28 protein-coding genes and 1 pseudogene are annotated in these 16,133 nt (G+C 63.8%); 11 read left to right on the forward strand and 18 right to left on the reverse strand.

From position 1 onward, the window contains the following. Position 1: 1 nt before the first annotated feature. From RZA67_RS09805 to RZA67_RS09830, 6 genes and pseudogenes are all read right to left on the reverse strand, one after another. Entirely contained in the window at positions 2 to 475 is a 474-nt protein-coding gene (locus tag RZA67_RS09805; protein WP_317212571.1) for a DUF2280 domain-containing protein, read from the reverse strand. 30 nt (positions 476 to 505) lie between these two features. Beyond that, positions 506 to 1,135 carry a putative metallopeptidase gene (locus RZA67_RS09810; protein ID WP_317212572.1) on the reverse strand — a complete coding sequence of 210 codons (630 nt, stop codon included), beginning with the start codon at positions 1,133 to 1,135 and terminating at the stop codon, positions 506 to 508. Positions 1,136 to 1,334: 199 nt separating this feature from the next. Continuing rightward, a complete protein-coding gene (locus RZA67_RS09815) occupies positions 1,335 to 1,616 on the reverse strand; it encodes a hypothetical protein (RefSeq protein ID WP_317212573.1) in 282 nt (93 codons plus the stop codon). 1 nt (position 1,617) lies between these two features. After that, entirely contained in the window at positions 1,618 to 2,100 is a 483-nt protein-coding gene (locus RZA67_RS09820) for a hypothetical protein (RefSeq protein WP_317212574.1), read from the reverse strand. After that, a complete protein-coding gene (locus RZA67_RS09825; RefSeq protein ID WP_317212575.1) occupies positions 2,097 to 2,552 on the reverse strand; it encodes a hypothetical protein in 456 nt (151 codons plus the stop codon). The genes RZA67_RS09820 and RZA67_RS09825 overlap by 4 nt, the downstream gene beginning before the upstream one ends. 125 nt (positions 2,553 to 2,677) lie before the next feature. After that, positions 2,678 to 3,127, reverse strand: a pseudogene (locus tag RZA67_RS09830) (glycoside hydrolase family 104 protein); the annotation flags it as partial. A gap of 49 nt (positions 3,128 to 3,176) precedes the next feature. Here RZA67_RS09830 and RZA67_RS09835 point away from each other — a divergent pair. Next, the gene (locus RZA67_RS09835; RefSeq protein ID WP_317212576.1) at positions 3,177 to 3,806 is read left to right on the forward strand and encodes a hypothetical protein; all 630 of its coding nucleotides are present in this window, start codon (positions 3,177 to 3,179) and stop codon (positions 3,804 to 3,806) included. Positions 3,807 to 3,944: 138 nt separating this feature from the next. Here the strand turns inward: RZA67_RS09835 and RZA67_RS09840 are convergent, their stop codons facing one another. Genes RZA67_RS09840 through RZA67_RS09850 form a run of 3 tightly spaced genes read right to left on the reverse strand, consistent with a single transcriptional unit; the run spans position 3,945 to position 5,441 of the window. Beyond that, positions 3,945 to 4,658, reverse strand: coding sequence for a hypothetical protein (locus RZA67_RS09840; protein WP_317212577.1), 714 nt, complete (start codon positions 4,656 to 4,658; stop codon positions 3,945 to 3,947). Then, a complete protein-coding gene (locus tag RZA67_RS09845) occupies positions 4,651 to 5,136 on the reverse strand; it encodes a RusA family crossover junction endodeoxyribonuclease (protein WP_317212578.1) in 486 nt (161 codons plus the stop codon). The genes RZA67_RS09840 and RZA67_RS09845 overlap by 8 nt, the downstream gene beginning before the upstream one ends. Further along, positions 5,133 to 5,441, reverse strand: a complete 309-nt coding sequence (locus RZA67_RS09850) for a hypothetical protein (protein ID WP_317212579.1) — start codon at positions 5,439 to 5,441, stop codon at positions 5,133 to 5,135. The genes RZA67_RS09845 and RZA67_RS09850 overlap by 4 nt, the downstream gene beginning before the upstream one ends. 80 nt (positions 5,442 to 5,521) lie before the next feature. Between RZA67_RS09850 and RZA67_RS09855 the strand changes: the two genes are divergently transcribed. Continuing rightward, the gene (locus RZA67_RS09855) at positions 5,522 to 6,142 is read left to right on the forward strand and encodes a hypothetical protein (protein ID WP_317212580.1); all 621 of its coding nucleotides are present in this window, start codon (positions 5,522 to 5,524) and stop codon (positions 6,140 to 6,142) included. Here RZA67_RS09855 and RZA67_RS09860 read toward each other — a convergent pair. The 9 genes from RZA67_RS09860 to RZA67_RS09900 all read right to left on the reverse strand — a co-directional run bounded on the left by RZA67_RS09860 (position 6,111) and on the right by RZA67_RS09900 (position 10,599). Then, positions 6,111 to 6,530 (reverse strand): recombination protein NinB, encoded by a 420-nt coding sequence (locus RZA67_RS09860; RefSeq protein ID WP_317212581.1) that lies wholly within the window; start codon positions 6,528 to 6,530, stop codon positions 6,111 to 6,113. The two genes, RZA67_RS09855 and RZA67_RS09860, sit on opposite strands and share 32 nt — an antisense overlap. Continuing rightward, entirely contained in the window at positions 6,527 to 7,108 is a 582-nt protein-coding gene (locus RZA67_RS09865; RefSeq protein WP_317212582.1) for a hypothetical protein, read from the reverse strand. Before RZA67_RS09865 ends, RZA67_RS09860 begins: the two co-directional genes overlap by 4 nt. Continuing rightward, positions 7,105 to 7,311: a hypothetical protein gene (locus tag RZA67_RS09870; protein ID WP_317212583.1), complete on the reverse strand. Its 207-nt coding sequence runs from the start codon at positions 7,309 to 7,311 to the stop codon at positions 7,105 to 7,107. Before RZA67_RS09870 ends, RZA67_RS09865 begins: the two co-directional genes overlap by 4 nt. After that, complete coding sequence (locus RZA67_RS09875; RefSeq protein WP_317212584.1) at positions 7,301 to 7,735, reverse strand: hypothetical protein; 435 nt, start codon at positions 7,733 to 7,735, stop codon at positions 7,301 to 7,303. The genes RZA67_RS09870 and RZA67_RS09875 overlap by 11 nt, the downstream gene beginning before the upstream one ends. Before the next feature lie 16 nt (positions 7,736 to 7,751). After that, positions 7,752 to 8,930 carry a DUF1376 domain-containing protein gene (locus RZA67_RS09880; RefSeq protein WP_317212585.1) on the reverse strand — a complete coding sequence of 393 codons (1,179 nt, stop codon included), beginning with the start codon at positions 8,928 to 8,930 and terminating at the stop codon, positions 7,752 to 7,754. A gap of 1 nt (position 8,931) precedes the next feature. Further along, complete coding sequence (locus RZA67_RS09885; RefSeq protein WP_317212586.1) at positions 8,932 to 9,246, reverse strand: winged helix-turn-helix domain-containing protein; 315 nt, start codon at positions 9,244 to 9,246, stop codon at positions 8,932 to 8,934. Further along, the gene (locus tag RZA67_RS09890) at positions 9,243 to 9,422 is read right to left on the reverse strand and encodes a hypothetical protein (protein WP_317212587.1); all 180 of its coding nucleotides are present in this window, start codon (positions 9,420 to 9,422) and stop codon (positions 9,243 to 9,245) included. Before RZA67_RS09890 ends, RZA67_RS09885 begins: the two co-directional genes overlap by 4 nt. Beyond that, positions 9,419 to 9,898 carry a phage regulatory CII family protein gene (locus RZA67_RS09895; protein ID WP_317212588.1) on the reverse strand — a complete coding sequence of 160 codons (480 nt, stop codon included), beginning with the start codon at positions 9,896 to 9,898 and terminating at the stop codon, positions 9,419 to 9,421. The genes RZA67_RS09890 and RZA67_RS09895 overlap by 4 nt, the downstream gene beginning before the upstream one ends. A 467-nt stretch (positions 9,899 to 10,365) precedes the next feature. Next, positions 10,366 to 10,599: a YdaS family helix-turn-helix protein gene (locus tag RZA67_RS09900; RefSeq protein WP_317212589.1), complete on the reverse strand. Its 234-nt coding sequence runs from the start codon at positions 10,597 to 10,599 to the stop codon at positions 10,366 to 10,368. 82 nt (positions 10,600 to 10,681) lie between these two features. On the opposite strand from RZA67_RS09900, the gene RZA67_RS09905 reads away from it, so the two are divergent. The 9 genes from RZA67_RS09905 (at position 10,682) to RZA67_RS09945 (ending at position 16,122) form a co-directional block, all read left to right on the forward strand. After that, complete coding sequence (locus RZA67_RS09905) at positions 10,682 to 11,344, forward strand: S24 family peptidase (RefSeq protein WP_317212590.1); 663 nt, start codon at positions 10,682 to 10,684, stop codon at positions 11,342 to 11,344. A 15-nt stretch (positions 11,345 to 11,359) separates the two neighbouring features. Beyond that, on the forward strand, positions 11,360 to 12,049 hold the full coding sequence (locus RZA67_RS09910) for a PDZ domain-containing protein (protein ID WP_317212591.1): 690 nt from the start codon (positions 11,360 to 11,362) through the stop codon (positions 12,047 to 12,049). A gap of 272 nt (positions 12,050 to 12,321) precedes the next feature. Continuing rightward, the gene (locus RZA67_RS09915; RefSeq protein WP_317212592.1) at positions 12,322 to 12,702 is read left to right on the forward strand and encodes a hypothetical protein; all 381 of its coding nucleotides are present in this window, start codon (positions 12,322 to 12,324) and stop codon (positions 12,700 to 12,702) included. Continuing rightward, a complete protein-coding gene (locus tag RZA67_RS09920; protein WP_317212593.1) occupies positions 12,699 to 12,914 on the forward strand; it encodes a hypothetical protein in 216 nt (71 codons plus the stop codon). Before RZA67_RS09915 ends, RZA67_RS09920 begins: the two co-directional genes overlap by 4 nt. Then, positions 12,911 to 13,123 carry a hypothetical protein gene (locus RZA67_RS09925; protein WP_317212594.1) on the forward strand — a complete coding sequence of 71 codons (213 nt, stop codon included), beginning with the start codon at positions 12,911 to 12,913 and terminating at the stop codon, positions 13,121 to 13,123. Before RZA67_RS09920 ends, RZA67_RS09925 begins: the two co-directional genes overlap by 4 nt. Beyond that, entirely contained in the window at positions 13,120 to 13,242 is a 123-nt protein-coding gene (locus RZA67_RS09930; protein WP_317212595.1) for a hypothetical protein, read from the forward strand. Before RZA67_RS09925 ends, RZA67_RS09930 begins: the two co-directional genes overlap by 4 nt. Continuing rightward, on the forward strand, positions 13,242 to 13,514 hold the full coding sequence (locus RZA67_RS09935; protein ID WP_317212596.1) for a hypothetical protein: 273 nt from the start codon (positions 13,242 to 13,244) through the stop codon (positions 13,512 to 13,514). The genes RZA67_RS09930 and RZA67_RS09935 overlap by 1 nt, the downstream gene beginning before the upstream one ends. Beyond that, positions 13,511 to 14,314 carry a recombinase RecT gene (locus tag RZA67_RS09940; protein ID WP_317212597.1) on the forward strand — a complete coding sequence of 268 codons (804 nt, stop codon included), beginning with the start codon at positions 13,511 to 13,513 and terminating at the stop codon, positions 14,312 to 14,314. Before RZA67_RS09935 ends, RZA67_RS09940 begins: the two co-directional genes overlap by 4 nt. Beyond that, a complete protein-coding gene (locus tag RZA67_RS09945) occupies positions 14,311 to 16,122 on the forward strand; it encodes a hypothetical protein (protein WP_317212598.1) in 1,812 nt (603 codons plus the stop codon). Before RZA67_RS09940 ends, RZA67_RS09945 begins: the two co-directional genes overlap by 4 nt. Positions 16,123 to 16,133 lie beyond the last annotated feature (11 nt).

Consider the following 16,133-nt stretch of genomic DNA (forward strand, 5'->3'; position numbering starts at 1 on the left):
GTCACACGTCCTCCATCAGCTCCCTTGCCACGTCACGGAATCGGCCGGGGGTCATGTCCGCGTTCTGGATGGGCCCTCCGTTCGGACCACTGTGCTCATGCTGCTGGCGGTTCGTGTAAGCCCCGCCAGTCTCCTTGGCCGCCTGCTCGATCAGCTGGGCAGCCAAGGCCATGTTCTTCATGCCTTCGGCCTTGTTGGCCATGCGGTTCAGGGCACGCAGGCGGACCGCCCTGTTGGCGATGGGAATGTCCGCCGTCTCAGCCTTGAAGCGCTCGCGGGTGTCGTTGAACAGGTCCACCCAGCGCTGCGCCAGCTTCTGGCCAGCGCGCTTGTTGGGGTCGTGACCTTCCACAACCTGGCGGGAGACTTCCACCTTGAACTCGGTCTTGACGGCCTCCACCACCTGCGACGGCGTGTCGAAGCACGCCAGCTGCTGGACGATGAAAGTCTTGATCTCGCTACTGAGCGCGGCCATCGGCTGGAACCCTGTCAGGCCCAGTCAGGTTCAGGCAGCCCTGAGCAGGCAGGTGCCACACGACCGGGCGATGTTGATCTTGGCCACCTCAGGCGGCGCTTTGGCGGCTTCCACGAGCCGCTGAACCTCGGCACTGGGCCCATACCGACGGACAACCCCCACGAACTCATCCACGTCGTGCGCGCGCATCGCCAAGCAGGCTGTCCCGTCCCTGTGGAACTTCGGGGCACCGTACTGATCAGTCTCCTGGCTCAGGTGGTACAGCTCGTGCTCCACCAGCGCGCAGAACTCCGCATCGCTGCAGGTGGCGCAGTAGTCGGCTGCCAGGGTGATGACCGCAGTAGGCACCCGGCCGAACCAGTCCACCATCTGGCGTTCCATGCGGCCCTTCTGCCAACCACCAGCGCGGAAGGCCACCAGCTCGGCCTGGCCCACTACCGTCCGGCCCTGCTTGGTGAATCCGCTGGACGCCCAGAGGACCGAAACGTCTGCACTCTGCAGGTGCTGGTGGTCCGGGTTGAACAGCTCACCGCCTTCGTCCAGTACATGAGCCTCGATCCAGCCCCACACTTCAGGGGCTGGCTGGAACCGGGCGCACAGGTCGGCGAAATCCTCTTCGTGGACTGCAGCCATATTTTCCGGGGGTAGCGGACGGCTCATGGGCTACTATTTCCCAACACCAAACGGAGCTTGAGCATGGAGTATGGCCCCGCAGTTGAAGCAGCGATCTTGATGGATATTGCAAATGGAGAAGACCCAGGCGAAGGGAAGAAACGCTGGGCTATCCGAATGGGATACGCCTCTGAACAGAACGGCAAGCTTGTCCTAACGGATGCCGGAAGCCTGAAGCACTGGGGCCCTAGTCCGGGGTAGGCACCGGCTTGCCCTGCACCTGCTCGACCCCTTCCAGCTGAGCCTCGTACTGGAGCAGGCAGCGCTTGCGACCGTTGCTCACGGCGAACACCTGGGAAGGCCGCCCCTCCCGGATCCAGCTGCAGCGCTTGGTCAGTGCCGCGTCGATTGGCACATAGGTGGCCACCGGCACCTCCACAACATCGGGTGCCGGCGGGTTGGCCCTGGGCTGCTGGCCGGCGCATGCCGCGAGCAAGGCTGCGGCGGTGGCAATCACGATGACGCGCATGTCAGTACCCCTTCAGCGCCGGACAGGCGGAGTCGAGCAGCTCGAGGGCCGCCTTGCATGTGTCGGGGCGCTGCTCGTATCGGGCGCGCCAGGTGGCAGCGTCCGATTCGGATGCCTCGATCTTGCTGGCCAGGACCTTGAGCGCCTCGGCGCTCTCCGCCTTCAGGGCTTCCAGCTTGGCCGCTTCGGCGCGGAGCGTGGCGGCGATGTCTGCCAAGCGGCGGTCGCGCTCGGCAACGTCGCCCTGCAGTCGCTTGGCGTCCGCGTCCCAATCAGCCTTGACCTTAACCACCTGGGCGCTCAGGTCACGGATGCGCTGCTCTTTCTCATAGGCCGAAAGCCCAGAGACCATGCAACCGAACGCCAGCACGGCGCACACCAGCTTAATCTTGCTGCCGGGCTTGCGGAGCCATTGGAGCGCGTCTGCGGCGGCGCCGACGACCAGCTCCCATGCGGCCCGCAGGAATCGAATCAACACGCTCATGGCTTGTCGCCTCCGAAGGCGCCAGTGGCTTTCTCCACCATGCGCACGTAGCCGGGCAGCAGCCGGCGGATGAGAACCCCGGACAGGCCAGCCAGCGGCAGCTGCGGCGCACCGGCTAATGTCGGCCAGACAGAGGCCGCTACCGCAATCACCCATGCGGCCACGATGGCGTAGGCAACCACCGCCACTCCCAGGGCAGCCCACCGGGCGGACGTCTGGAGCAATCGGTGCCCACGTCGGCGGCTGGAGTCCGCAGCTACCCGTCCAGCGTCTTGCTCGGGCAGGAGCAGCACCCCGATCAGAGCACCGGCCATCGCGACCAACAGCACCGACTGGGGAACGCCGAGGATGATGCGCTCGGCCTGTCGCAGCGCGTCGGCCGTGGCCGGCGCAATCACTGCCGCTGTGAACGTTCCCACCACGGTCTTGACGATGCTGACGGGCTCGGTCACTTTGCGCCTACCTGTGGTGGGCTGAGCCCCACGATCTCTGCGGTGGAATCGACGCTTGAGGTGACGCCGCTGAAGTCAGGGCGCCGCCCCAGCTCGATCGCGCGCTTGGCGGCTGCGTACACGTCAAGCAGCGTGCTCAGCTTCTGCTCGTGCTGGCCGTAGCCGGCTCCCGGCATGCTGGCCCATATGTTGCTCACCGCGGCGATCGCCTCAGCGATCTTTCCCGCTTGGATAAGGGGGAGCGCACGGCGCTCTCGGATCTGCTGCAGGGCGATCTTGTCTTGGCTCAGCGGAGTGAAGTCCGACAGGCGAAGGCCCTTGCGGTACGCGTCGTAATAGCGCCGCAACAGCTGATAGCGTCCGGCCGCCGTGGACTGGATCTTAAGCTTGGGAAGGTCCACCAGCACGCGGGGGTGATCAGCGTAGCTGGTGAACAGGCCGCCTCCAACGATCACGTCGTAGCCGCGGTCGTTCGTCCGCTGCCTGCCGTTGTCGGTGCCCTCGGCCCACGCCAGCATGTCCAGGAAGGCCACGACGTTCACGCCGCCGGCCTGTTGGGGAGTGATCTGAGCCACGCTAAGCTCCTGGGGGAGATTCATTTGATCGCAAAGAGGAAACCCATTGATGTCCCTTCTCCCGTCACCTTCCACCTTCTGGGCGGCGCTCTCGGCTTGGGCGGCCTTGTGGTCGGCCCTCGCCTCGCTCTTATCAGCAATCGGGACGTTTGCAGCGGCCGCCACCGCACTCTTTATTTGGAGATCTGACACTGCCGCCCGGCAAAGGGATAGGCGTGCCGATGCAAGGGCTCTCGCCCGGCATCTAATGGGAGAAGTTCAAACAATATGTTCGCTAACGCACACGCTAGTCACGAGCGAACTCGCACAGCCTGCCAATCGGGACAAAGTGGTTGCAAGGTTCACTGAGGACCCTGCAGGGCTAGTCCAACGCATTGCAATTGGCGAAAGGCTTATCAGCCCACGATTCGAACGACTCAGTGAAAAGCTAGGGATACTTCCGGCTGTAACCACCGACGCCGTGACGCTCTTCACTTCGTCAGCACTAGGCCTCGGAAACATGATCAAGGCTCTGCGCGGCTATCCGAAGACGGACGCAGAGTCGATAGATGAAGTGCTGTACATCATTCGGACCGTGCACGAGGATGCCGTGGCCCTCCATGTCGCTCTGGCAGAGGCAACTGGAATCGGCAAAGATCGGCTCGAGATTTTGAAGGCAGGCCTCAGATCTATTCCCTGAGCTGCGAGCGTCGAGCATTCAAGAGCGTTGATCCCCCGTCGATGGCGGGGCTATTGAGTTTGGCCGGCGGCCAAGTCTCGCGATGATGGGGATTCTGCACCTCAGAATGTAGAGTCATCAACTCTACATTCTCAGGCGCTAGGCAGCGCGGGCCTGCGGGGTCCTGTCGGAGTTACTCAGTGCGCGGGAGAGCTGGCGGGCTGCGATGTCCACTTCCCGATTTAACTCTGACAGCAGCCACTCAAATACAGGCTTCCAACGCTTCGGGTAGTCGGAGGGATGACATCCCATCGCCAGCGCTCGGCGCCGGTCCGGCAGCGGCTCGATACCGGTGCTCCTGCAATCCGGGCAGGCCTTTTCGCTGACCTGACCCGTGCCACGGCAGTTCGTGCAGCGATTGCCGCTGGCCAGTTCCAGCACCACCGCATCCACCATTCGGGACAGGTGCTGGTAGGTGTTCCTCGGCCAGGCATTGGCCTTCGCCAGCACCACCGCCCCCTCCCTTTCACGCAGCTGCCGGCGCTGACCGTCAGTGAGCCCGCGCCGAGTGAGCGAAACCACAGCTTGGGCGAACTCAAGATCCGCTTCGGCATCGGCAACTGCGCGCGCGCGCCGGGTGAACTCGGGGCGCACGATGGCCAGCACTGCCTCGGCAAGCTTTGCGCGGTGGCGCGTGGCCCCGTCCGGGAGGTAGACGGCCTCCATGACCTCCCGACCGAGGCCGGCCGGAACCATGCCAAGCGCCGCTGCGATGTCTGAGGTGGTCAGGGCCGGGGTGCCGCCGCCCTGCCCGACGTCGAAACGCACGGTCTGCGGGTTGAGCCTGGCCAGCATTTCGCGGCGGTCAGCCATGGGTGTTGTCTCCTGCGCTGTTGCTGGTGGTGGAAAAGTGTTCGGCCACGGTCAGTATCTCGATCACGCAGCCGGGGGCGTCCAGGGCATCCGCTCCCTCGCCGGGGTAGCGCTTCGCTGCGGTGCACTCGATGACCCGGGCGTCGTCGCGCCAGATGCCAGCATCGGTCAGCGCGTCTTCGGTGGAACGGACCAGCTTCGAAAGGTCTGGCAGCTTGCTAGGGAACACACGACGGCGCTTCGGTGCGCTCAGCGGTTTCGGGAGGGTGAACGTCATCCGGACCTGCAGCGGTTCGTCCAGCACCGGCAGGGCTAAGTGCGCACGCACCTGCTCGGCGGCCAGCTTGACGTCTTGGCGCCAAGGCCGAACCTTCTTCGAGGACTCGGCGAGGATGGCCCGGCCGCTCTTGGCCAGCCCCTTGAACGACTTGCTGCCCTGCGGTGCCGGCGACCCGTAGACCACGATCCGGATGCTCATGCGGCCACCTGGATGGCGCCCATCTGCCACAGGGCCAGCATCGTGCGTTCGTGGCCGCGCTGCCAGATCTCGGCCTTCTCTTCGCGGGTGTAGCGCCGCCCTTGGTCCAGCTCGCGGTGGCATGCCCGGCAGGCGCTAGCGACAAAACAGTCGTGCGCTTTCAGCGCGCCCCCTTTGCCATGCCGGGACTGGTTGCTGTGCGCGGGCTCGCCGAAGCCGCCCTCGCAGCAGCCTTCAATCTGCAGGGTGCATTCCACTTGATAGGTGAGGTCTAGCAACGCGCGGTCGCGGTAGTTGCCGTGCATCAATATCTCCCCACGTGGTCATTAGCAACCATTACGATTGAGCCCTGAAACCTGACAGGTGATCCATGGAAAGGAAAAGCGTGAGCCGAGACTCTGCCGTACTCATGATCATGGCTTTTGGATTCGGCGTGCTCGTGGCCTGGGCGCTCTTCTACGTATGGGGGAGCTTCCCCACAGTCAGAGAATTCGATCTTCCCGCCTGGACTCAGGCGATAGGCAGCGTGCTCGCCATACTTGTTGCCATAGCGGTCCCCGCATGGCAACACCAGAGATCTAATGATCGAGAGCAACGAAAAGAGAATGCACGAGCCCTTCTTGCGATAGCTCGGGCCAATTCGGAGTTGGGCGATTTCATCTGCAACATCCAAGTGCTTGGCCTTCTCGGCAACCGAACTAACGACTTCGAACCCATCGAGTCTGTGATTCGGGCAACAACGATGCCTGCGTCTCTGATGGAACTCATGGGTACAGCACATGAGTTTCCCGATGAATCGCAGTACATCGTGCGATTCTTCAGCAGCTTGGGCGCTGTCAACAAGCTCGCACGGTCCTATCACCGAGATTTCCATCGCGGGAGTCTGCAACCGGGCTCCGTAGAGGCGCTTTTCAAACACCTCGACATTTGCGCGTCGATCGGTGAAAGACTTTCCGATAGATTCCTCATGGTTCTCACGCAGCACGCTGGCACTCCCCCGAAGTAAAGTCTCCGGGGTTGAACCCAAGCCCCAGCAGAACCGTGTCCGACCACTGCACAGGCCGAGCACGAATGCCCTGCTCCTCTGGGTGGTCACCGATCTGCACCAGCACGGTGATGGCGTCGCAGGCCAGCGACCGGGTGAGCTTGAGGCTGGATCCGCCAAGCATGATGTGACCGGGCGCTCCCTGCCCCCGGTCGATGGCCGGCATCAGGCGCCAGCCCAGCATCGTGCCGGCCACCATGTGCCGCCAGTCGTCCTTCGTGAGGCGCTGGCCGTGCCAAGCAAGTTGGGCGGCCAGGTCGCCGCAGATCGCGTTTAGCATGCGCTGCTGCTTCGGGGTCATCATGCCCTCGCCGCGCTGCCTCCAGTCTTCGGGCTTGAGATCGCTCATGCGGCGTCCTTGGTGAGGGCGGCTTCCCACGCGGCAGCCGTATCTGCTGCGTGCGTGCTTGGCGGCTGAACCGGCTGCATCAGTCGCTGATGCAGCATCGAGTGGAACGCGGTAGCGCCGACGCGAACCTTGATGCGCGCCATAGCCGACAGCAAGATCTGAGTTTCCCCCTCGTGGAAACGCTGCTTGAACTCCCACGGGTTTTCGTCGCGATACCAGCGCTTCGGCTCATGCCCGGACGTGAGGAAGACGCGCCGCCCTGATACTTCCAGGAGTCCCCACCGCGGCGGCAGTTCATCTGCGCGGAGCAGGCCTTTGGGCGCCATGAAGTAGCGGTACTGTCCGAGGCCGCGCGCCGGGTCAGCTCGGAACGGCTTCTTCCTGTCAGCCAGGAAGTCGGAGCGGCTCACCTTGCATTCCACTAGCAGCGTGCGCCCGGTATACCAACCGATCGCATCCGGGTTTTCACCGTTGCCGGTCGCCGCGCACAGCTCTTCCAGCACTACCGAGCAACCTGCAGTGTTTCGCAGCCAACGTCCTGCCACCTTGACCAGGTCGGCGTGGGTCAGACAAGTCATGTCGCTTCCTTCTTCGTCAGGGGGCCGGCGTAGTACGTAATGGGCACCTGCCGCATGCCTACTCGCCAGTCGGTCTGGCCGCGCACCCCGTAGATGACCAGCGGCTTCTCGCCGTAGCCGAAGCAGGCGTACCAGCCTGGCTCAGCAACGGGCTCGGCCGCGTCGCGCAGCTGCAGTTCCAGCTTCGGCAGGTCACGCGGCATGACGCACCTCAACCTGCTCCGGAGCGGCCGTTTCGGCCGGTGCAGCCTCCGACTCTGCACCCATGCCGATTCCCAGCTCGCGGGCGATGTCGCCCATGTGGGCCGCAACCTGCTCGCGCGTGGCCGGCACCGACTGGCGGACCTCGTGCGTGATCTCGGCCACCGGCGCCGGCGGCAGTTCCGCGCCGCGCATCACCGCTTCCTTGGCCCGGTTGTAGGCGGCCTGCAGCAGCTTGTCGGCTTTGTCGGCGCTGGCCAGCCGGTAGCGGTGGCCGTCCAGGTACTGCCACACCAGCCGGGTAAAGCCGTCCTGCATGGCTGTGTCGGCGCGCACCGCGTCGAACGGCGGAATGCCCAGGCACATCATCCGGAACTGCGGCAGCGTCGGCGGCCACGGCTCTGCGCTGGCGATGCATGCGGCCAAACCGTCCGCGAGCTGCCTACCGGACAACCCGGAAAGTCCCTTCGACCACGTTGTCGCCGCAGGGCCCGCCGGATTCGCTGTGTAGGCGCTGGTCCACTTGTGGCCGTAGATCTGCGACATGTGCCGCCAAAGCTGGTCCATGGAGTTCTGAGACTGCACGCGCGGCATCTGCGGCTCCGCCGGCCTGCTCTCGGGCTTGGATGTAATGCTCGACTTCGTCGGAAGGTGCGAGGCGACGTGTTCCATGGTTCGATCCGGTGCTGGTGTTGACGGGCTTGGGGCCTTCGGCATGGCGAGCCCGGGCGGCGGTGATCGCCCAGGCGAACGGTTTCGCCACCGGTGGTGCGCGGGCTAAGCCCTCCCCGACGGTGTCGGCCAGAGCCTCGGGCGTCACCCCCTCTTCCAGCGCGGCGATGAGGTCCGGATGGCTCGGGTTCGTCGTGTGACACCCAGCCTGTCGCATCAGCACGCAAGCACGCCCAGCGAGCGTCGCGCGCTCAGAGATCTCTGGTGCTTGCTGAGATCTATCTGGAGTATGTATCCCTGTCCCTGTCCCTGTCTTAGCCGTGACGCGTCCGTGACCTGTCACCGTGACAGGTTGTGTGACTGGTGGCGTGACAGGTTCGCCCGGGTCACAGCCACCCGCGTCGTCATCACCGTCGCCACCACCCCTGTCCTGGCCATTGACCAAACTCACCTGCAGGCCCTGTCGTTCCAACAGCTTGCGAAGGTCGGCGGTCTTGATGTTCCAAGGCGGCGTATTGCCAGTGCCGCGCAGCGCGGTGAAGGCCAGCGACCGCCATTCGCGCTCGCGCCGCTTGCGCTCAGCCTCGTTGTTCTTCCCCGCGCGGTACTCTTGCCGCTCTGCCCACGCTTCTGAGGCCTTCTCGGCAACGACGGGGTGATACCAGCGTCCATCGGTGCACAGAAGGAATCCGCGCATGGCTCCGGCCTTCACCGCCAGCCAGCCGCGCACGTCCCGACCGAAGCCCGCATAGGCGGCTAGTGCCTGGTCGTTGTTCGGCAGGCTCGCCGCCGGCAGCTGGTTCCATGCGGCGCACCAGAGCAGCACCGCGGCACGGAACTCATCGCCGGTGGCCAGGATGGCCAGCTCACTGTCGCGCAAGCGCGAGACGTCGAGCGGCATGAACGGCATACCACGCAGGTCGACGTCAGGGGACACCAGTGGATTCATGTCAGGCAGCCAGGGGCGTCTCGTTGCTGGCCCACACCGGCAGCCAGGTCTGGCAGCGCTTGCGGCTCATGCTGCAGATACGCGCAACGCCATGGACCACCAGTCCATCCGCTTCCAGCTCGGGCAACCGGCGGGCGACCATGTGCCGGTCAAGGCCGGCAGTGAAGGCCAGCTCGCGGCTGGTCAGGCCAGCATGCTTGCGCACTGCAGCAGCGACCTGGGCCTGCTGATGGGCCTGCGTGCCCGACTCCACGAGTTCGTGTCCAGCCTCATGGCTGGTGTCGGGGTCTGTGTTGCGTGCAGGGATCCGTGTCATTCAGAAATCCTCTTGGCGAACGCGGCGTCACTGACTTCGCGCATGGACATGAACTTCGGGGGCTCGGGCGACGGGCGCTGGATCTGCCCGCCCTTCTTTAGGAATGCATCCATGTCTGCTTGCAACCTCGCGCGCTCAACGTCCTTGGCGCGGATGTCGTGGTCGAACTGGTTCACAGCACGCCTCGCTGGCCCTTGGCCTCGCGCAGCTTTGCCATCAACAGAATCAAGGCCGCATGGATCCCGGCGGCGGCGCTCTGCAGTTCGCTGAACTCGTTATCGGTGATCAGACCGTCGGTCAGGGCGCTGTGGAGCGCCTCAGCGAACTGCCCCTTGCTGGCGGACGTGGCCAGGATTGTGCTGGTCAGACAGCGCGCATCGTCCGGGGCCTCCAACAGGTGCAGGCCATAGCCGTGCTCAGCTGCCAACGCGATCAGGATCCGGTGGTCCCCGGTCAGCCCCATGATGTCGTTCGCCTCGACCAACGACAAAGCATGCGTGGTGTTGTTCGGGTTGACCTTGTTCCGGAGCACCGCACCGGACATGGAGCGCTCTTCCCCCTTGTCGTTCACGGTAATCAGGCGGGTGGCCAACGCCTCGGCGCCGCCGGGCGAGTCCTTCACTGTCTTGTGGGCTGCATCGAGAATGTTCATGGGCTCGCTTCGTGAACGTAGATAGGTATCTGGCTGGGGCGCACCATCTGCGCCATGGACAAAAACAGCGCAGGGACGTCAGTGAACAAGGTCGTGACGTTGACCCGCATGTGCGGGAATGCCTTCGTGGTGCGGCGGGTGAATGGAAAGGCAAAGGCCTTTCCGCTCACCCTCCCTGAGCTGGGTCCAGTGCCAGAGGGCGGCGGGCAGGTGGTCTGGCTTTGGGGTAAGCCGAAAGACTAAACATGGCGAGTAATTTCCTGCGAGTTCAAACCCGTCTCATTGCAACTTCCGTGCATGCTTCGCGCGCCCTGCATTTCGGGAACTTTCGTTACGCACTAAGGGTTGCTGGGCTCTTGTGCTGGCCTCCCGGGCGTATCGACTCTTCAACTTGTAGCAAGGCAGTCATTTCGAAAATTGCCTCGCCGCCTATGGCGCATGCGACAGCCTCATTGCTTGGCGGCATATCAAGCAGCCTCCGCGTGGTCGTCGTCGTTGGCCGGGGCTGGGCCGAAGACGTCAGGCCGCAGGTAGTGACGGCTGACGCCCGTCGCGGCCTCGATCGCCAGGACATGCCGAGCCGGCACCGGCCTGCTGCCGCTCGTCCACTGATTGACTGCCTGCGGCGTTACGCTCAGAAGCCGAGCTATACCGGCCTGCCCGGTTCCGTACTTCTCGATGGCGATGGCGATAGCGTTCATGACGCCATCTTAAGCAGCGCTTTAGTCTGCAGTCAAGCGATGCTTTCTTACAATGCGCTGCACTAGGCCGGACAATCAAGCAATGCTTGACAATATCGCCATGGCGGCCGCCATACGAACGGCCATTGATGAGTCCCCGCTGACACAGAAGGGCGTCGCAGATGCTTTCAAGGTAACCGAGCAGGCGGTCTCCGGCTGGCTTCGAACCGGTAAGGTGGACAAGCGCAAAATCCCGAAGCTTGCCCAGCTCACTGGCAAGCCCCTCTCTCACTTCGGCATGGGCGGCTTTGATGAACCTGTCGCGCCCCCTGCGACGTCGCAAAGCTATGTTCGGGTCCAGCAACTGGATGCCGAGGCAGGGATGGGTGGGGAAACGACCAACGACGATTACCCGGAGATCATACGGGCCATGGATTTCGAGCCGGCCTACATCAGGTCAATTATCGGCTTTGTGCCAGCACCTGGCCGTTTGGTGCTGGTGACCGGTCGAGGAGACTCTATGATCCCCGTAATCCAGCCGGGCGAAAGCCTGATGGTGGACAGCGGAATCACCCACTTCGATGGCGATGGCATCTACCTCATCAACACCGGCAATGGTCAGCAGATCAAGGGGCTGCAAGACCGAGGTGATGCGATCTACGTTGTCAGCGCGAACACCGCACTCTATCCGGCGTTCCCGTTGCCGGCTAATGCGTTGATCGGCGGCAAGGTGTATCTGCGGAACAGAATTGACCGGCTCAACTGATTCGGCGGGGGACGCATGAAAGCACTAGGAATTATGGCTGGCGCACTCGGCATCGTTATGATGATGTTTTCCTGCACCATGGATGTAAGCGTCTCAACGCCCTACGGGTCGAGGGTTAACAATCTCGGTCTGATGCAGCAGCAAAGTATGCTCGTGAACGTCAGCTTGGGGCTCATGCTCATCGGTGTCGTTCTATGGATCGCTGCGCGCCGCAAGGTGGTGGACCCCAAAGACTACGCAACGCCGTCCGCCCCCACTTCGGATGAGCTCAAAGACCTAGACGTTCTTCTCGCTGACAAGGGCTGGACTGGAATTGCCTTGCGCGCTGATGATCCCAGAGTTGTGCACTCTGTCACTGCCGGTTCCGTCGCAGATAGTGTGGGCGTCAGGGCTGGTGATCGGCTTATCCAGATTGACGGCAGTTTTACCGGCGCCGACCTGCGACAGAACGTGATCCTGTTGTCTGGAGATCCCGGGACAGTCGCGTCTCTTACTCTTCGACGTGGCGATCAAGCCATCGAGGTCGAGGTGGATCGAGAGGGCAGCGATGATCGGATTCCTTCCAGGACGCACGTCGATCCATCATCCGAGCAATCCAGCCGCGCTAAGGCGCCGTCTGACCAAGGACAGGAAGGGTACGGCGCATGGCTCTATGTCGCCATCTTCGCATTCGGTCTCGTACTGCTTTACTTGCGCTTGAGTTGACTTAAGTCGTTGTTTTTTACTCCCAGGCCCGTCATCCGACGGGCCTTTTTCATTTCTCCGCCCAAATAAATTAAAGCACTGCTTGACTCGCAGCTAAAGCGGTGCTTTACTTGCTCCGTCGCCCAGCACCCCGCTGGTAACGGAGACTTCGAGATGCGATTCAAGCGTCGCCCCCTTTGGATGTGGATCGGTGCGGTGTACGTGCTGGCAGTCTTCGCCAGCGCTGCTGCCATGGCAGTCGGCGTACGTCCGGCTGGGATGGGAGCCTGACAATGGCCGCCTTGACGGAACTGCACAGCGAGTCCGACCTGCGCCGACTGCGCATCGAACGGTCAGCGCTCACAGCCAACCTGATCAGCTCTGGCCTGCGCATGCCTGGCGCGGACATCGCCTTCAGCGCTGCGTCCTTCGCCGGTGCCACGCCGGCTGACGCCTGGGAGGCTGCCAGGCGTCATGAGCTGATGAGCATCGGCTTCCCGGACGAAATCGAAGCCAGCGGTGGGCTCAGCTACCCGCGCGGCCTCTCCGACGTCGCCGCCTCGCAAAAGCGCCGGCAGGAGCTGATCGACACTTGCCGCGCCCTGCCGAATCCGTTCTCCGAAAACTCTGTTGCGATCCTGCGCGGCAACGCCGACCTGGAGCGTGCGGCATGAGCGCGCTGACCTCCAAGTGCTACCGCAACCGGACTGGCTTCAAGGACGACACCGACTTCGTTGAGGTGCTGTCCGACGGCACCTCGATCATCCATACCAAGACGGGCCGCCGGAACCAATTCGCTCATGACTTCCACGGGTGCATCTCTCGAGGCGAGTGGGTCGAGGTCCAGCCTGCAACGCGAGCCCACGCCGCGGCGGGTGCCGCATGAGCGCGCACGTCCTCCCCTTCCCGATCCAGACCCCAAGCCAGGTCTACCTGTTGCAGAGCGTGCGCGCTGCGGCCACTCGCTCCGGCTTGGATGTGAACGAGACGGTGCGCGAGTTCGTGGCGGCCGGATGCACCAAGGAAGCCCAGAACCGCATTTGGGAGCGCGCGCGCCGCCGGCGTATGGCGCTGATCTACGGAGGTGTCGAGTGAAGCTGTTGGTAGAAGAACTGAAGCTTCTGGCAGCGCTCGCGGGGATCGTCGTGTGCCTGCTCGCCCTTATCGGGCTGGCAAGCATGGCGCTGCAGGACTACCTGCGAGGTGCCTACTGATGGCCCGGCATCCTGTGACCCTGCTCGCTCCTGTCGCGCTGTGCGCGGCGGTGAGCGGGTTCTGCATCGCGCTGACTGTCCGTGCCTTCCCTCGGGGCGCCGACACTTTCTTCCTGGTGGGCTGCATCGGGGCCGTCTTCTTCGGCCTCCGCGCCTTGATCGAAGCGCGTCGCGCTTGGCCGAAGTTCCGCACCGATTCGGCCCACCTCACGGCGCTGCGCCGCTCCGTTCCCTTCACTCGCATCAACCTCCCCAAGGACGACATCCGATGAGTTCTTCCCTCGCTCCTCAGCAACCGGCGATGACCGGTGAAACCCGCGCGCTTGCGCTGATGCCCACCTCGATCGACCAGGCTATTCAACTGTCCGAGGTGATGGCTAAGGCCAACCTGGTGCCCGAGCACCTGCGCGGCAAGCCCGGCGACTGCCTGTTGATCGTGATGCAGGCCCAGCGGTGGGGGATGGACGCGGTCAGCGTGGCGCAGTGCACGTCAGTAGTCCACGGCAAGCTCTGCTACGAAGGCAAGCTCGTGGCCGCTGCTCTGTATTCCATGGGCGCCATCGAAGGCCGGTTGGAGTATGACATTCAGGGGACCGGCCAAAACGCGAGCATCACGGTCACCGCCACCCCGCGTGGTGGAAGGGGCCCGCAGTTGGTGCGCGGCACCGTGAAGGATTGGCGCACCTACGGCAAGGACAAAACCGGCGCCCGCATCGACAACGCTTGGGACAAGATCCCTGAGGACATGTTGGTCTACCGCGGCACCCGCCAGTGGGCACGCCGCTACGCACCCGAAGCGTTGCTGGGCGTTTACACCCCCGACGAAATGGAAGATCACACCGCCGATGTGCGAGTTGTCGCCCACGTCCCCGAAGGTGAAAGCGGCCCCGGCAGCTACCCGGTAGATCTGTTCGAAAAGAACTTGGCCGGATGGACCGCCGCTATCCACGCAGGCAAGTCCACCTCGGACCGGATCATCGCCATGGTCGAGACCAAGGGGGCGCTCACGGACGAGCAGAAGAAGAGAATCCGTGCCGCTGAGTCGGCCGCCGCTACCGAGGTGTCCCAGTGATCATCGTCTCCCTTGTCCAAGGCACCCCCGAGTGGCACGTCCACCGTGCCGTGCATCTCAATGCCAGCGAAGCCCCCGTGATGCTGGGGGAGTTCCCGACCATCACCCGCGCCCAACTACTGAAGGTCCGCGCCACCGGCGTTGCACAGGAGATCAGCTGGTTCCTGCAGAAGATCTTCGACGACGGTTACCGCTTCGAAGCCTTGGCCCGCCCCTTGGCTGAGGAAATCATCGGCCAGGATCTGTACCCCTGCGTGGGCAAGAGCGGAAGCCTGTCAGCGAGCTTCGACGGCCTCACACTGCTGCAAGACATCGTTTTCGAGCACAAGACGCTCAACGCGACTCTGCGCTCGGCTCTGACCGCAATCGCCGACGAAGTCGCCAGCTCCCGCCCCGAAGATGAAGCAGTTCGCGATCACCTGCCGCTGCAGTATCAGATCCAGATGGAGCAGCAGCTGGCCGTCAGCGGCGCCGAGCGCGCGCTTTTCATGGCATCGAAGTGGACCGACGAAGGCGAACTGATCGAAGAGCTGCACTGCTGGTACTACCCGAACCCGGACCTGCGCGCGCGGATCGTGGCCGGCTGGGCGCAGTTCGAAGCGGACGTGTGCTCCTACCAGGTCGTGCAGGTCGCCGAGCCTGTCGTGGGTAAGGCGCCCGACCAGCTGCCGGCGCTGCGCATTGAGCTGACCGGCATGGTCAAGTCCAGCAACCTCGCGGACTTCCGCCAGAACGCCATGGCTGTGCTGGGTGCCATCAACCGCGACTTGCGGACAGACACAGACTTTGCGGATGCCGAGCAGACGGTGAAGTGGGCCAAGGAGGTTGAGGGCAAGCTGGAAGCCGCCAAAGACCATGCGCTGAGCCAGACCGCCGACATTGACGCCCTGTTCCGCACCTTGGACGACGTGAAGGCTGAAGCGCGCCGCGTGCGACTGGAGCTGGAGAAGCTGGTCACCAAGCGGAAGGACGAACGCCGCATCGAAATCGTGCAGGCCGGGCGTTCGGACGTGCAGGCGCACTACGAACAGATCAACGCCACTCTCGGCCAACACGCCATCGCCTTCCCGGTCCAGGCCGTGACCAACGAGCTGGGCGCGGTCATCAAGGGGAAGCGCTCGTTCAGCGCCATGGAGGATGAGGTCAGCGCCACGGCCGCAAACATCAAGATCGCGGCGAGCCAGCAGGCAGAGCGCATTCGCGGCAATGTGGCCATCCTCAACGAGCATGCGCTGCATGCCTTCCTCTTCCAGGACCGCGTGCAGCTGTGCGCCGGCAAGGCACCGGAAGACCTGCGCAACCTGGTTGCTGCCCGGATCGCCGAACACCAGAAGGCTGAGCAGGAACGGCTGGAAGCTGAGCGTGCACGGATCCGGAAGGAAGAAGAAGACCGCGCCGCCCGCCTGCAGCAGGAAAAGGAGGCACAGGCCGCGCGCGATGCCGCAGCCGCAGCTGAGGCAGCAAAGCCTGCACCCGCTCCGGAGCCGGTTGCACAGCCCGCCGCTGCCGCACCGGCAGCGACCCAGAAATCCCACGTCCAGGCCGTCGCCGACTTGGTGGGCGACCGTCCTGTCGCACCGGCAACGGCTGCCGCCGACGGCAAGCGCATCAAGCTGGGTGAGATCAACGACCTGATCGGCCCACTGTCGATTAGTGCCGAAGGCCTGCGCCAGCTCGGCTTTGATCCTGTAAGCACCGAGCGTGGCGCCAAGCTCTATGCCGCGGACCAGGTGCCGGCCATGTGCGAGCAGATGATCCGCGTACTGCGAGCTGCAGCCATCGGCGAGCGCCACCCGCTCGCCGCCTGAGTTAACCGCCC

It is taken from the genome of Stenotrophomonas sp. C3(2023), assembly GCF_032911385.1.
Classification (GTDB): domain Bacteria; phylum Pseudomonadota; class Gammaproteobacteria; order Xanthomonadales; family Xanthomonadaceae; genus Stenotrophomonas.